This is a genomic window from Pseudomonas sp. SH10-3B, from assembly GCF_019891415.1.
GTDB lineage: Bacteria > Pseudomonadota > Gammaproteobacteria > Pseudomonadales > Pseudomonadaceae > Aquipseudomonas.
Map to the genome: position 1 here is coordinate 1 of NZ_JAFLXD010000014.1, position 14,776 is coordinate 14,776.

Sequence of the window (14,776 nt, forward strand, 5' to 3'; positions counted from 1 at the left end):
GCGGAGTGTCAGTCGCAAAATGTGGTGACTGACCCACCGATATCGGGAGCAAGCCCCCTCCCACATTTGGTGGCCTGGATTTGTGTAAAAACCGTGCTGTACTCAGTGCAGTGCCCAGACGGGCGCTGAAGTAAATCTGCAGGGAGCATTACTGATTTACTGATGGGTAGAGCGATCTATCAAGGACGTGTTGCATGTCTTTGTTCAAGCGTTCAGTCACAGAGGGGTTAGGTACGTTTTGGCTGGTGTTGGGCGGTTGCGGGAGTGCGGTGTTGGCCGCCGCGTTTCCCGCTGTCGGGATCGGATTGTTGGGCGTGGCCCTGGCGTTCGGGCTCACCGTGCTGACCATGGCGGTGGCTATCGGACATATCAGCGGTTGTCACCTCAACCCGGCGGTATCGGTGGGGCTGGTAGTGGGCGGAAGGTTTCCGGCCAGGGAGTTACCGGCGTACATCGTGGCCCAAGTCATCGGCGGGGTAGTCGCCGCCGCATTGTTGTACTTCATCGCGAGCGGCAAGCCGGGCTTTGAACTGGCCGGCGGGCTGGCCTCCAACGGCTATGGCGAGCATTCGCCGGGCGGCTATTCAATGGCAGCGGGGTTTGTCTGTGAACTGGTGATGACAGCCATGTTCGTGCTGATCATCCTCGGCGCCACCGACCACCGTGCCCCGAAGGGCCTCGCGCCCATCGCCATTGGCCTGGCCCTCACGTTGATCCACCTGATCTCCATCCCCGTGACCAACACCTCGGTCAACCCGGCCCGCAGTACCGGCCCGGCCTTGATCGTGGGCGGGTGGGCGATCCAGCAATTGTGGATGTTCTGGCTCGCGCCGATCCTCGGTGCGGTGGCGGGCGGTGTTGTCTATCGATGGCTGGGCAAGGAGGAGCCGGCCTGAGGCAAAGGGTCAGCCCTGCCGGTAAGGCAGGGCTGACCTCGCCTCTTCGGCATACGCCACAATCCCCACCCGCTCGCGCTCGAGGAAATCCTCCACGGCATTCTTCAACCCGGGATGGCGCAGGTAGTGCCACGACCGGGTGATCACCGGTTCAAACCCGCGAATCAATTTGTGCTCACCCTGGGCGCCGGCGTCGAAGCGTTGCAGGCCGTGGGCGATGGCGTAATCCATGCCCTGGTAGAAGCAGGTTTCGAAATGCAGCCGGTCAAACTCCGCCAGGCAACCCCAGTAACGGCCGTAGAAGCTGTCGCCCCCGATCAGGCTGAAAGCCATGGCCACCGGGCGTGTGCCTTGCTTGGCCAGCACCACACGGATCGCCTCGGGCATGCGTTCGGCGAGCAGGCTGAAAAATTCGCGGGTCAGGTAGGGTGTCTGGCGGCGGACCGCGTAGGTATTGGCGTAGCAGGCATAGACAAAATCCCACTGCGCCTCGCTCAGCTCGTGGCCTTGCAACCATTCGAAGTCGATGCCCTGCCCCGCCACTTGTTCGCGCTCCTTGCGCATCTGTTTGCGTTTGCGGGAACTGAGGGCGTCGAGGAAATCCTGGAAGTCACGGTAGCCGCGATTCTGCCAGTGAAACTGACAACCCAGGCGCTGCAACCAACCCGGTTGTTGGGCTAACGCCTCATCGGCCAAGCCGTCGGTGAAGTTGATATGCGCGCTGGAGAGCCCTTCGATTTCCAGGTAGCCCGGCAGGCTCTTCAGCAGTTCGAAACCATCATCGGCGCTGGCCGCCAACAGGCGCGGACCGCTGACCGGGCTGAACGGCACCGCTGTCAGCAGCTTGGGGTAGTAGTCGATACCTGCGCGCTCACAGGCATCGGCCCAACCATGATCGAACACGTACTCGCCGTAGGAATGCCATTTGCGATAACTGGGCAGTGCTGCCACCAGTCGCTCGCCCTCCCAGTGCAATAAATGCTCCGCTTGCCAGCCCGAATGCGGTCCGACGCTCGCGCTGTCTTCCAGCGCGCTCAGGAAGGCATGCCGCACGAACGGTTGGGCCTGCGGCACCAGGGCATCCCAGGTCTGCGGGGCTATTTCGGACAGGCTCAGCAGGCGTTGCAGCGGCATCGGCATCCTCACTACTTCAGGGCTTGAAAGCCTCGCGAGTATCGCTTATCGCCGGTCCGGGCACACCCCCAAATCGCCCGACAAGGCTCTAAATCAATAGTTCCATTCTTAAATAATTTGTCATGTAGATGACATCACTTAGCCACTGCGGCGTCATAAACGATCGTGATACTGACGCCTGTTTTTAGAGCGCCTGGTTCTAGCAGGTGGTTATTTTTCCGTCCGTCATCGGTCGGTTGTGTCCTGGATGGTTTGCCATCCCTCCTCACTTTCGGAGATTGATATGCGTCTTGCTTCCACTAAAACTGCGGCGGCCCTTTGCGGCGGCCTGTTACTGGCCCTGAGCGTTCCGGCCAGCGCTGCAGTCGACGCTAAATTGCTCGACATGCTCAAGGCCAACGGCCAGATCACCGCTTCGCAGTACACCGAACTGCAAAACGAGTTGGCCAAAGACCAGAAAGAACAGCAGATCGCACGGCAAGCTCAACAAGAGACCAACGAACAGATCGCGGCCACCGCGAAGAAAACCAATGAGCTGAGCAGCTTCGACCAGAAGCTGGCCTGGGCGGCCAAGACTCAGTTCAAGGGTGATGTGCGCATGCGCCACGAGACCATCAAGGTCGAAGGCGAAAATGGCGTTACCCGCGCCGGCGTCACCGGTCGTGACAAGGATCGCGAACGCATCCGCGCGCGCCTCGGCGCCTACACCGAAATCAACCCACAGGTGGACACCGGTATTCGTATCGCCACCGGCGGCGGCAGCGACGCGCGCTCCACCAACCAGGACCTGGACGGCTACTTCGATAAAAAATCGATCTGGCTGGACCTCGGCTACATCGACTACCACCCCGACCAGATCAAAAACCTGCACATCATTGGCGGTAAAATGCTGCAGCCATGGGTCAACATGGGCGATGTGATCTGGGATAGCGACATCAACCCGGAAGGCCTGGCAGTCACCTACAAGTACCCACTGGGCGGCAGCGCCGAGCTGTTCGGCAGCCTGGGTAACTACAACCTCAAGGACAACGTGGACGGTGACGGCGTGCAGTACCGCCACGACCTGCGCCTGACCACCGGCCAGTTGGGGACCCGTTTCTCGCTGACCGACAACCTGAAAATGACCCTGGGCGGCAGCGTCTACGCCTACCAGAACGATGAAGACAGCCGTGCCTCCGGTACCAGCACCCCGAACGTGCTGGCCACCAACGGCAACACCCCTAACGGCGAGTTCCGCCTGTATGAAGGCTTCGGTCAAGTCGATATCGGCGGCCTGGCGGTTCCCCTGTCGTTCTACGGCCAGTACGTGAAAAACAACGACGCTGTCGACGATGCGGACACTGCCTGGTTGTTGGGTGCCAAATCCAAGGTGTTCGGTTTCAACCTGGATTACAACTATCGCGACGTGCAGAAAAACGCCGTGGTGGGTGCCTTCACGGATTCGGACTTCGGTGGCGGCTTCACCGGTTCCCGTGGTCACAAGTTCAAGGTTGGCTATGACATCGACAAGAACTTCGCCGTCGGCGCCACCTACTTCCTGACCAAGACCGACACCTACAGCCGCACGCTCGTGGACGGTAGCGCCAAAGCCAACACCTTCCAGCTGGATGCAGAAGCCAAGTTCTAAAGAGACGTGTTCAAAACCTCGGGCAAGGACGCCCGAGGTGGCTGCAACAGTCTCGCCTGGGTGGATCGATCCCCATCATCCGTCCGATTCATCCACGCGAGCCTGCTTATTCCCCGCCGTTCTGATCCTTGAGCCGCTCGGCAACCAGTCGCTGCGCCAAGGCATCCACATCCTTTACCGGGTCGTCCGGCAAAATCCGCAACGTCGCCTGCATCAGGCGCATCTGGCGGATAAACCGTCGGCAGTTCGGGCAGAACATCAAGTGATGACGCACCAGCAGACGCTCGCGAAAGGTCAATTGCCCATCGAGATAGTCACTGGAACGTGCCACTTGTTCTTTACAGGTCAACATTCGCCCGTTTCCTCAAAATGCTCCACCGTGGCGAAGACTTTAAGCCGTGCTCGATGCAACAGCACTCGGACATTGGAGAGAGAGAGCGCCAGAAGATTACAGATCTCCTCCAGCTCCAGACCCTGGCGTTCACGCAGCACCAGCACACTGCTTTGCAGTTCAGACAGACTCAGCAGCGTATGTTCCAGGCAGTTGCGCAGCTCATCCTCGGTCAGCAGGGCTTCCGGGGTGTCCTGATGCCAGGCATACGGGGCGACGGCCCAGTGGCCATCATCGGGGGTGAAACGGTCATCGCCGATGGTGCCGTGGGGCGAAGGCAAATCGTCGAGCAGCACTTCCCGACGATTCTGTTTGTAGCGCCCCTTGGCGGCGTTGGCAGTGATGGTCAGCAGCCAGGTCTTGAGGCTGGAACGCCCTTCGAATTTGGCCAGGTTGCGCACCACCGACAGCCAGGCGTCCTGCACCACTTCGTCGGCATGGCGCTGGCCAGCGATGGCATACGCCACCGCCCGCATTGCGCTTTGATACGTGGTGACCAGTTCCTTGTAGGCCCGTTGCTCGCCCTTGAGCAGTCGCTCAAGCAGGTGCGCGTCGTCCGCTGCTGCCATTCAAGACCTCGATTGTCTTAACGCTTGCGCAGGATCACGCTACCGATCGAATAGCCTGCGCCAAACGAACTGAGTACCGCGACGGCGCCCTTGGGCAGATCGTCCTGGTAGGTGTGGAACGCAATCACCGAACCTGCCGAGCTGGTGTTGGCGTAAGTATCGAGGATCACCGGTGCTTCTTCTACCGTGGCTTCGCGGCCCAGCAGCTTCTTCACAATCAGGTGGTTCATGCTCAGGTTGGCCTGGTGCAGCCAGAAACGCTTCACATCGGCCACGTTCAACTGGTTCTCTTCCAGGTGCACGCCGATCAGCTCGGCGACCATCGGGCACACGTCGCGAAAGACCTTGCGGCCTTCCTGCACGAACAGCTTGTCGGGCGCACCGATGCCCTCTTCCGCAGCGCGGTTGAGGAAGCCGAAGTTGTTGCGGATGTTATTGGAGAACTTGGTCAGCAGCTTGGTGCTCACCACGTCGAACTGATGCTCGGAGGTCGCCAGGTCGGCGCGTTCGAGGATCACGGCAGTGGCGGCGTCGCCGAAGATAAAGTGACTGTCGCGGTCGCGGAAGTTCAAGTGGCCGGTACAGACTTCCGGGTTGACCATCAGGATCGCCCGGGCCTGGCCCAGCTGGATGCTGTTGGCGGCATTCTGGATGCCGAAGGTCGCCGAGGAACACGCCACGTTCATGTCGAAACCGAAGCCTGCGATGCCCAGGGCTTCCTGGACTTCGATGGCGATGGCCGGGTAGGCACGTTGCAGGTTGGAACAGGCGACGATCACACCGTCGATGTCGGCGGCGGTCTTGCCGGCGCGCTGCAGGGCCTGTTCGGCGGCGCCGATGGCCATCTGGCAGAGTACCGACCACTCGTCGTTGCTGCGTTCCGGCAGGCGTGGGGCCATGCGCTGCGGGTCCAGGATGCCTTGTTTGTCCATCACAAAGCGGCTCTTGATGCCCGACGCCTTTTCGATGAACGCGGCGCTCGACTCCGTCAGCGCCTGCACCTCACCGCGCTCGATGGCGGCGGCGTTATCGCTGTTGAACTGTTGCACGTAGGCGTTGAAAGACTGCACCAGTTCTTCGTTGGTGATGCTGTTGGCAGGGGTGTAAAGGCCAGTGCCGCTGATGACGACGTTATGCACGATCGTTCCTCTAAATCTGTCAGGCAGATGATATTGGTACCGTCGTACCAAACCGTAAGTAGTTTTATTCCGCCCAGCGGACATCAAACTGGCAACGCTTTATTCCATCGCGCCGCAGACTTTTGCGACGATCCCGGCATTTATAGCGGCGAAGTTTGCCACAAACCCAGGGATTTGGCGCCATATGCCACTGTTCAAAGCTCACTGATTACTAATGTGGGAGAGGGCTTGCCCCCGATAGCGGTGTACCAGACACAGGTTCTGTCACTGACACATCGCTATCGGGGGCAAGCCCCCTCCCACATTTGGACCTGTCTGGTCTGGATAACCGAGAAAGGGATCAGGCCTCGACCAGGCTCCACTGCTTGCTCAAGCGTTTGTCGGAAATCGGCACCTTGGTGCCCAACTGCTGGGCAAACAACGACACCCGATATTCCTCCAACCACCAGCGATAGAGCTCCAACTGCGGATCGCGCTTGCCTTCCTGGGCGTGCTTGTTCAGGCGGTTCTGATACTGCGCCCACAGCCCGCCCAGCTCGCTGCTCCACACTCGATCCTTTTGCACCTGGCTTGGCAGTTTCTCCAGGCGCAATTCGATGGCCTTGAGAAAGCGCGGCAATTCCTTGAACCACTGCGCTGGGGTTTCGCGCACAAAACCTTGGTACACCAGGTTGCTCAGTTGCTGCTTGATGTCGTTCAGGGCCACGGCCTGGGCCAGGTCGATCTTGCCTTTGAAGCGCTTTTGCAGGCCGTGCCAGAGTTTCAGCACCTCCAGGGTCTGGCGCGCCAGGCGTTCGGCGTGTTCGGTCCAGCTGCCACGCTTGCGTTCAGCCAGCGCCGCCAAACCGGCACCGTCACGCGGCAAACTGGTTTCGCCGTCCAGCACGCAGGTGTCGAGGCTGGCCAGCAGGATGTCTTCCACCAACGCATCAATACGCCCCAGTTCGCGGTACATCAGGCCCAGTTCAGTGAGGCCGGGTAATTTGCCGCGCAGGAATTTGGCCGGTTCGGCCAATTGCTGCATCAGCAGGCGCTGCAACGCACGGCGGTGCTGGAACTCAGCCTCGGCAGCGGTGGAAAAACGTCCCTCTTTTACAGTGCCGTTTTCTTCCACCAGCGCCGGGTAAACCGTCATCGACAGCCCGGCGATCTTCTGCTGGGTTTTCTCAGCCACCGCCGCGAACACCTTGGCCTCCACCGGCTGCTGGCTTTTCGCAGTTTGCGGCACGGCCAACGCGGCCTGGCTGGCTTCGGCAAACCGCGCAGTCAACTCGGCCAGGTCGCGGCCTTCGCCGAGGAACTTGCCCTGGCCGTCGACCACTTCCAGGTTCATCTTCAGATGGTTTTCCACCTGTTGCGCGGCTTCGGCCCAGGCCTCATCGCTGACCCGCGCCCCGGTCATGCGCAGCAACTCGCGCCCCAATGCCTGGGGCAGCGAGCCCTGGGCAAACTCGATACGCTGCAGCGCGGCCTTGACGAAGTCCGGCACCGGCACGAAATTCTTGCGCAGGGCCTTGGGCAGGTTGCGCACCAGGGCGATGCATTTGGCTTCGATCACCCCCGGTACCAGCCATTCCAGGCGCTCCGGCGGCAGGGCCGGCAACAGCGGCGCGGGCACACGAAGGGTCACGCCATCGCGCGGGTGGTTGGGTTCGAAGTGGTAACTCAGGGCCAGCTCCAGATCGCCCAGGTGCAGGGTGTCCGGGTAGTGCGTGGCGGTGACCTCGCTGGCCTCGCGGGCCAGTACGTCTTCCTCGCGCATGATCAGCAACTGCGGATCTTTCTGGCTGTTGACCTTGTACCAGCTGTCAAAGGTGGCGGTCTGGTGGATCTCTGCCGGTAACCGTGCGTCGTAGAAGGCGTACAGGGTCTCCTCGTCGGCCAGGATGTCGCGGCGGCGCGCCTTGGCTTCCAGCTCGTCGAGCTGCTCCAGCAGTTGCTGGTTGGCCGTCAGGCACTTGGCGCGGGACTGGATCTCGCCACGCACCAGGCCTTCGCGAATAAACAACTCACGCGACACCACCGGGTCAATCGGCCCGTAATGCACCGGCCGGCGCCCGACCACGATCAGCCCGAACAGGGTGATCTGCTCAAACGCCACCACCTGGCCGCGCTTCTTCTCCCAATGCGGTTCGAAGTGGTTTTTCTTGATCAGGTGCCCGGCCAGCGGCTCGATCCAGTCCGCGTCGATCTTGGCCACCATGCGCGCGTACAGCTTGGTGGTTTCCACCAGTTCGGCGGTCATCAGCCATTGCGGGCGTTTCTTGCCGATCCCCGAGGACGGGTGAATCCAGAAGCGTCGCTGACGCGCGCCGAGGTAATCGCCGTCCTCGGTCTTCTGGCCGATCTGGCTGAGCAGTCCCGATAGCACGGCCTTGTGCAATTTCGGGAAGTCCGCCGGCTCTTTGTTGATCGTGAGCTGCATATCGCGACAGATCAGGCTCAACTGGCGATGGGAGTCGCGCCACTCGCGCAGGCGCAGGTAGTTGAGGAAGTTCTTGCGGCACCAGTTACGCAACGGGCTGGCGGTCAGTTCCTGGCGCTGTTCTTCAAAGCCGCGCCACAGGTTGACCAAGCCGGCGAAATCCGAGTCCGGGTCCTTCCACTGTGCGTGGGCCTGGTCGGCGGCCTGTTGGCGCTCCGGTGGGCGCTCGCGCGGGTCCTGGATCGACATGGCGCTGGCAACGATCAGCACTTCCTGCAAGCTGCCGAGCTTGGCGGCTTCCAGCAACATGCGCCCCATGCGCGGGTCCACCGGCAGACGCGCCAACTGGCGGCCCAGGGGAGTCAGTTGGCTGTTGCGGTCTACCGCCGAGAGTTCCTGCAGCAGGTTGAACCCGTCGCTGATGGCCTTGCCATCAGGCGGTTCGATAAACGGGAAGTCGGTGATTTCGCCGAGGCGCAGGTGCAGCATCTGCAGGATGACGGCGGCGAGGTTGGTGCGCAGGATTTCCGGATCGGTAAATTCCGGGCGCCCGATAAAGTCTTCTTCGCTGTACAGGCGAATGCAGATCCCCGGCTCAACCCGGCCACAACGGCCTTTACGCTGGTTGGCACTGGCCTGGGAAATCGCTTCGATCGGCAGGCGCTGCACCTTGGCGCGATAACTGTAGCGGCTGATGCGTGCGGTGCCGCTGTCGATCACATAGCGGATACCCGGCACAGTCAGCGAGGTTTCCGCGACGTTGGTCGCCAGTACCACGCGACGGCCCGGGTGAGATTGGAAAATCCGCTGCTGCTCGGCCGGCGACAGGCGTGCATACAGTGGCAGGATCTCGGTGTGCTTGAGCTGGGCCTTGCGCAGCATCTCGGCCGCGTCGCGAATCTCGCGCTCACCGGGCAGAAACACCAGTACATCGCCGGGGCTGCGCCGTTCGCTGCGCTCATAAGCGGCGATTTCATCGAGGGTGGCGAGGATCGCCTGGTCGACGGTCAAGTCGTCCTCGACGCGGTTGCCCTCCTCGTCCTGCTCCAGGGTCAGCGGGCGATACCAGGTATCCACCGGGAACGTGCGGCCCGAGACTTCGACAATCGGTGCATCGTCGAAGTGCTTGGAAAAACGCTCCAGGTCGATGGTCGCCGAGGTGATGATGACTTTCAGGTCGGGGCGACGCGGCAGCAAGGTCTTCAGGTAACCGAGCAGGAAGTCAATGTTCAGGCTGCGTTCGTGGGCTTCGTCGACGATGATCGTGTCGTAGCGTTCCAGATAGCGGTCATTCTGGGTTTCCGCCAGCAGGATACCGTCAGTCATCAGCTTGATCAGGGTGTTGGAATCGCTTTGGTCCTCGAAGCGCACCTGATAGCCGACCAACGCGCCCAGGGGCGTGGCCAACTCTTCGGCGACGCGGCTGGCAACACTGCGCGCCGCAATCCGGCGCGGCTGGGTATGACCGATCAGGCCGTATTGGCCGCGACCGATTTCCAGGCAGATCTTCGGCAACTGGGTGGTCTTACCCGAGCCAGTCTCACCGGCAATGATCAGCACCTGATGCTTGAGCAGCGCCTCCTTGATCTCATCGCGCTTGGCGGCGATCGGCAGGCTGTCGTCGTAACGAATCACCGGCAGGCTGGCGCGCCGCGCCGTGACCTGGGCACAGGACGCCTGCATGCGCGTGACCCACTGCGCCAACTTTTCCTCGTCGGGCTTCTTGCGCAGCTCAAGCAACTGGCGCCGCAAGCGGTGGCGGTCGGCGAGCATGGCGTGGTCGAGGTTTTTCAGCAGTTGGTCGAGAACGGGCGCTTGGTCAGTCATCAGGTACGCAAAGGTCTTTTAGTGAGGCAGGTAAGCCTGCGGTGACGAAATCGTAGGCGGCAATTGTCGCAGATTTCAGTCCCTGCGAACGAGGCAACCCGTTTGATCACCGGAAAACCCCTGGACTCTCGGTGCAACGGTCGGTTGGAAGACGCCTGGAATACCCCCACCTCACAGGCCACCTCCACTTTTCACACGGGACTCACCGAAGCAACTGAATGGCTGCCCATGAGTCGCCGCAGTCTACTGTGCCGGCGTGCAATACGCGTTGTTGGTATCCACTGAACACTCAACTCATCCTGGAAAACCCTCATGCCCATCTCACCGACTTCATCCCTGCCCATCACCACCTGGGAAGCCCACACCACCAGCACGTACGGCGACATCCCGCGTGCTGCAACGCCGGTGTCTGACACCGAACGGGACCTCGCGCCGGAGCGCCGCTATCGTGCTGCTGAGGACTACTTCAATGAGGTAGACCGATATGCCGAAGATACGCATCCGGACTCAGTCAGGCTGCTTGAAGCACGACTGCCTCATTCCTTGCCTCCGACCTACTGGCAGGCCATGGGCAAAGACAGCCCCCTGCCTGAGCATGTCGAGGACGGCGGGCTGCCACCCATCAACGAACAGGCTGTGGGTGCCTATGAATACCCTGACGAGGAGGGGCTGATGTTTGATCCAGCGCTTTCCGGCAGAGCACTGGCGCAAGCCTTGAAGCATGTGCGGCGTCTCGACGACCTGCTCAAGAACACCGAACAACTGGGCACGCTGTTGCGCGCGCGTGATGGGCAGGGTGGAACGTCTATTGATGTAGATACAGTCGCCTCACTGGGCCAGAAAATACATAGCCTCAGGTCTGACTGGGCCAGTGGCAAGTTTGCAGGCAGTTCCCGAGGGCTCAGCCATTTGGCCAATAACTTCGTACCCGTTTATCGAGCACAGCGGGAAACCGACTTGAAAGACTCGATCGCAGAACTGTGGACCGTCGCGAAAAAGGATTACCGAGAAGAATATCTAACCGACCGGAATGCAGATCAGACCCTGGTAGAGATTCTATTCATGGTCGAAGGCTTGAAAAAAGCTGAGATTTAAAGCCGGCCCACACGGCACGATTTTTTATCGACGCACATGACTAACGCCAAAACGAGAGCGGCCACCCTATGCAAACAAGCCTTGTAAGTCACCGTTACGTGCCAATCCCTGTCCACACCGCCCCCCTGCCAGAGCCCAATGAAATACCCAGGAAAAACAAACTTTCAAAAGCCTTCGCCAACATCAAAAAAGCCTTCAAACACCCGAAGCACAGCGAACCCATCGCCCCTTTTCTGTTCGCCAATGCCCAACCTGCGCCGCTCGAAGCGGGCCCTGCACCGACCATCATCCTGCCCTCACCTACACCGCTCTTGCCACTGGATGACGCAATCCAGGGCATTGACCGTCAGCTCGCCAGCATGCGCATGGCGAGGACTGACCACGTGATTGCGACATACGACCGCAAACTCGCAGCTTTTTATGGGAAGAGCATTGATGACACACAAGAAAACGCCGCTTCGATACAGGAGATTCAAACCTGGATCAAGGAACGCAACACCTATGCGTCTTTCAGGAATCTCTACGCACAGGGAAAGGTCCCCCACCCAACACACAACCTTCACGGTCCCGCAAACGAACGCGCGCAAAAGCACATAAACCGTCTCGACGACACAGCGTCAGCGCTCAACGACGCCATGTCCTCCATCCTGCAGAAAAGCGCAGGACGAGTACCCACTGCCGAGCTGGAAAACAGCTACCTCGGCGCCCACAAGGCACTGGGTGAACACCGCAACGCCTGGCTCACCGGCGAACTGGATGAAAGCTCGAAAACCAGCCTGAAAGTCCTCGCACTGACTGACCGCCTTAAGTCACGTGGCATACCTGTACCGAACTCGTCAGCCATGCAGTCCAGTCAATTCAGAAAGCAACTTGAACAGAACGTAACGAATGAGAGGCTCAAGTTCGATCATCAGCCAACGCTGTTTACCGCCGACAGCGCTGCCGCTCAGGATGCCTGGAGTTCTGACCCCTTCAACAAATTGGATAGCAGCTCCCCTCCCGCCGCAACAGGCGCACAGTTCAGCATCACCCACTCTCCCATCACTACCAAGGTGAGCAAAAATCAGGCAGAGCGTATTCAACGCCATGTGGCCGCGCTGGAAAAAGAGATCGCGCAGATCGATGGACGACTGGAAGGTCTTGCCAACGGCCGCCCAGATCCATTGCAACCGGAACAACTGCAATTCATCAGGAACGCCATCAGCCAATTGCGCAATAGCTGGGCGGCGGGCGAACTGACGCTCAGCAGCAGCATTGGGAAGGTGTTGAACGGAAACATCCACGACCTGCGGCGCAGGGAATTGGAACAGGCAGTCATCCTGGCAAAAGCGCTCGACTCAACGGCCACTGAGCCGGTAGCCATCAATCCTGCGCTCGACGGTTCAGCGTTGGCGATGACCCAAAGCAACGTGCAGCGATACGACGAAGCACTCGCTGAATTCGATCGCGCCCTATATAAGGCTCAACACTCCGGGATAGAAGGCGTGAGACTGTCACGGAACGCCTTTGAAGGCCGCGAAGCCGTGATGAAACTGCGCAACGCCTGGGCCAACGGTGAGCTTTTTGACGCCCCGCCAGGCGCCAAACCAAAACGCCCTTCAGCCGATGAACGACGTAGGGAACTTGAGCTACAAGTGACACTAAAAGCACTGATCCTGCTTGAGGTTAAACTGCCCAGACCCTCTGCCTTAAAGACTAACCACGAGGTGCTGGAAGGAGCCAAATTTTGCAACAAGAGCAAGATAATCAAGGACATCAACTATGATCTGACCTGCGCCTTCGAGAAAATGGACCCTACATTCAAGTCCCCGGCCACCAGCCAAGCTGCTCTCGCCCCCGAGGGCTGACCCACGACTATGCGTCATCCAGCGTTTTGCGCCGATACGGGAAGACATCAATAACCTTACCGGCGCGAATCGCCTCCTGCAGGCCTTTCCAATAATCAGCGTTGTACAACTCGCCATGCAGCTCAGCGAAAAGTTTGCGCTGGCCGGCATCGGCAAACAGGAACGGCGGAAACTCTTCCGGGAACACATCCAGTGGGCCGATGGAGTACCAGGGCTCGGACGCCATTTCATCCTCGGGCGTGCGCGGCGCGGGGATATGGCGAAAGTTGGCCTCGGTGAGAAAACAGATTTCGTCGTAGTCATAGAACACCACACGGCCATGGCGGGTGACGCCGAAGTTCTTCAGCAGCATGTCGCCTGGGAAGATATTCGCCGCCGCCAGTTGCTTGATCGCCAGGCCGTAGTCTTCCAGGGCTTCGCGCACCTGGGCGGGGTTGGCGTTTTCCAGGTAGAGGTTGAGCGGGGTCATGCGCCGTTCGGTCCAGCAGTGGCGAATCAGCACGGTTTCGCCTTCCACTTCGACCGTGCCGGCCGCGACTTCAAGCAATTCAGCCAGGCACTCCGGCTCGAACTTGCTCAGGGGGAAACGGAAGTCGGCGAACTCCTGGGTATCGGCCATGCGCCCCACGCGGTCGACGCTTTTGACCAGGCGATACTTCTCGATCACCGTGGCGCGATTGACGTTTTTCGACGGTGAAAACCGGTCCTTGATGATCTTGAACACGGTGTTGAAACCCGGCAGCGTGAACACGCTCATGACCATGCCACGCACGCCGGGGGCCATGATGAATTGATCGTCAGTGGTGGCCAGGTGGTTGATCAGCGCACGGTAGAACTCCGATTTGCCGTGCTTGTAAAAGCCGATGGACGTGTACAACTCGGCAATATGCTTGCCTGGCAGGATGCGTTTGAGAAAGCCGATGAATTCCGCCGGCACCGGCACGTCGACCATGAAGTAGGAACGGGTGAACGAAAAGATGATCGACACCTCGGCTTCATCGGTGATCAGCGCATCGACCTGGATGCCCTGCCCTTCGCGGTGCAGCAAAGGGATCACCAGGGGCCATTGTTCGTCGCGGGTGAAGATGCGCCCTACGAGATAGGCGCCTTTATTGCGGTAGAGCACCGAGGAAAACAGCTCGACCTTGAGGTCCGGGTCCTTGCACACCCAGTCCGGCAGGTTTTCGCGCAGTTGTACTTCGAGGCGGCGCAGGTCGGCAGGCAGGTCGGCGTAGGGCTCGCTGAAACCATAGTCTGCAAAAATCTGCGTGAGCATCTCGGGAATCTGGCCGACAGGCGCATAGGTGCGGGTTTGTGCCGCCCGCGCCCGGCGCAGGCTTGGCCGAGTGGTGTGGATAAACATGCAGCCGTCGCTGATCAGGTCATGGCTGAACAGGCCGCAGAAGATCGAGTTGTACCAGGTCTCGGACAACTCATCGTCGAAACGCAGGTCGATCAGGCCGATGTAGGCGCTTTTCACCAAGGGCCAAAGGTCGATATCCAGCAGATCAGCCTCATCGAAACGGGAGCGCAGGCCCCTGATCACCTCGACGACCTTCTCTTCATACAGATTGATCCGCGCCGCCGACGCCGCCTGGCCCTGCTGCCACTGGGCCTTTTCGAAGCGCTCGCGAGCGCCATCGGTGATCTGGCGGAAGTGCTCTCGGTAATCGTCGAAGCCGTCGAGGATCGTGCGGGCAATAGCGACGGCAGGCGTGGATTGCGACATGCGGGAAACCTCGAACGGGCATCTGGAAGCCCTGAGCTTAGCCAGTGTACGAAGGCAGGAGAAGGGTCATTTTTTGCACTGCGTTGTACAACTTTGT

General features: G+C 60.0%; 10 protein-coding genes. 4 read left to right on the forward strand and 6 right to left on the reverse strand.

Annotated elements, in window-relative coordinates; all coding sequences use genetic code 11:
• Window positions 1-194 precede the first annotated feature (194 nt).
• Window positions 195-896, forward strand: coding sequence for an aquaporin Z (aqpZ, locus tag J1G35_RS12880; RefSeq protein WP_053132989.1), 702 nt, complete (start codon window positions 195-197; stop codon window positions 894-896).
• A gap of 9 nt (window positions 897-905) precedes the next feature.
• On the opposite strand, the gene J1G35_RS12885 is transcribed toward aqpZ, so the two are convergent.
• Entirely contained in the window at window positions 906-2,030 is a 1,125-nt protein-coding gene (locus J1G35_RS12885) for a GNAT family N-acetyltransferase (RefSeq protein WP_223015143.1), read from the reverse strand.
• A gap of 283 nt (window positions 2,031-2,313) precedes the next feature.
• Here J1G35_RS12885 and J1G35_RS12890 point away from each other — a divergent pair, with 283 nt between their 5' ends.
• The gene (locus J1G35_RS12890) at window positions 2,314-3,657 is read left to right on the forward strand and encodes a putative porin (protein WP_053132983.1); all 1,344 of its coding nucleotides are present in this window, start codon (window positions 2,314-2,316) and stop codon (window positions 3,655-3,657) included.
• A 106-nt stretch (window positions 3,658-3,763) separates the two neighbouring features.
• Here the strand turns inward: J1G35_RS12890 and J1G35_RS12895 are convergent, their stop codons facing one another.
• The 4 genes from J1G35_RS12895 to hrpA form a co-directional block, all read right to left on the reverse strand.
• A complete protein-coding gene (locus J1G35_RS12895) occupies window positions 3,764-4,009 on the reverse strand; it encodes a zf-HC2 domain-containing protein (RefSeq protein ID WP_223015144.1) in 246 nt (81 codons plus the stop codon).
• Window positions 4,003-4,617 (reverse strand): RNA polymerase sigma factor, encoded by a 615-nt coding sequence (locus J1G35_RS12900; protein ID WP_223015145.1) that lies wholly within the window; start codon window positions 4,615-4,617, stop codon window positions 4,003-4,005. Before J1G35_RS12900 ends, J1G35_RS12895 begins: the two co-directional genes overlap by 7 nt.
• Before the next feature lie 17 nt (window positions 4,618-4,634).
• Window positions 4,635-5,756: a beta-ketoacyl-ACP synthase III gene (locus J1G35_RS12905; protein ID WP_053132974.1), complete on the reverse strand. Its 1,122-nt coding sequence runs from the start codon at window positions 5,754-5,756 to the stop codon at window positions 4,635-4,637.
• A gap of 340 nt (window positions 5,757-6,096) precedes the next feature.
• Window positions 6,097-10,008 (reverse strand): ATP-dependent RNA helicase HrpA, encoded by a 3,912-nt coding sequence (gene hrpA, locus J1G35_RS12910; RefSeq protein ID WP_223015146.1) that lies wholly within the window; start codon window positions 10,006-10,008, stop codon window positions 6,097-6,099.
• 312 nt (window positions 10,009-10,320) lie between these two features.
• Between hrpA and J1G35_RS12915 the strand changes: the two genes are divergently transcribed.
• Window positions 10,321-11,103 (forward strand): hypothetical protein, encoded by a 783-nt coding sequence (locus tag J1G35_RS12915; protein WP_223015147.1) that lies wholly within the window; start codon window positions 10,321-10,323, stop codon window positions 11,101-11,103.
• A gap of 68 nt (window positions 11,104-11,171) precedes the next feature.
• A complete protein-coding gene (locus J1G35_RS12920) occupies window positions 11,172-12,950 on the forward strand; it encodes a hypothetical protein (protein ID WP_223015148.1) in 1,779 nt (592 codons plus the stop codon).
• A gap of 7 nt (window positions 12,951-12,957) precedes the next feature.
• Here the strand turns inward: J1G35_RS12920 and aceK are convergent, their stop codons facing one another.
• Window positions 12,958-14,679 (reverse strand): bifunctional isocitrate dehydrogenase kinase/phosphatase, encoded by a 1,722-nt coding sequence (gene aceK, locus J1G35_RS12925; protein WP_223015149.1) that lies wholly within the window; start codon window positions 14,677-14,679, stop codon window positions 12,958-12,960.
• Window positions 14,680-14,776: the final 97 nt, after the last annotated feature.

What these genes read in the sequence shown, in the direction of transcription:
- aceK (WP_223015149.1), bottom strand. Translation starts at nt 14,679, where the DNA reads ATGTCGCAATCCACGCCTGCCGTCGCTATTGCCCGCACGATCCTCGAC.
- aqpZ (WP_053132989.1), top strand. Translation starts at nt 195, where the DNA reads ATGTCTTTGTTCAAGCGTTCAGTCACAGAGGGGTTAGGTACGTTTTGG.
- J1G35_RS12890 (WP_053132983.1), top strand. Translation starts at nt 2,314, where the DNA reads ATGCGTCTTGCTTCCACTAAAACTGCGGCGGCCCTTTGCGGCGGCCTG.
- J1G35_RS12915 (WP_223015147.1), top strand. Translation starts at nt 10,321, where the DNA reads ATGCCCATCTCACCGACTTCATCCCTGCCCATCACCACCTGGGAAGCC.
- J1G35_RS12895 (WP_223015144.1), bottom strand. Translation starts at nt 4,009, where the DNA reads ATGTTGACCTGTAAAGAACAAGTGGCACGTTCCAGTGACTATCTCGAT.
- J1G35_RS12920 (WP_223015148.1), top strand. Translation starts at nt 11,172, where the DNA reads ATGCAAACAAGCCTTGTAAGTCACCGTTACGTGCCAATCCCTGTCCAC.
- J1G35_RS12900 (WP_223015145.1), bottom strand. Translation starts at nt 4,617, where the DNA reads ATGGCAGCAGCGGACGACGCGCACCTGCTTGAGCGACTGCTCAAGGGC.
- hrpA (WP_223015146.1), bottom strand. Translation starts at nt 10,008, where the DNA reads ATGACTGACCAAGCGCCCGTTCTCGACCAACTGCTGAAAAACCTCGAC.
- J1G35_RS12885 (WP_223015143.1), bottom strand. Translation starts at nt 2,030, where the DNA reads ATGCCGCTGCAACGCCTGCTGAGCCTGTCCGAAATAGCCCCGCAGACC.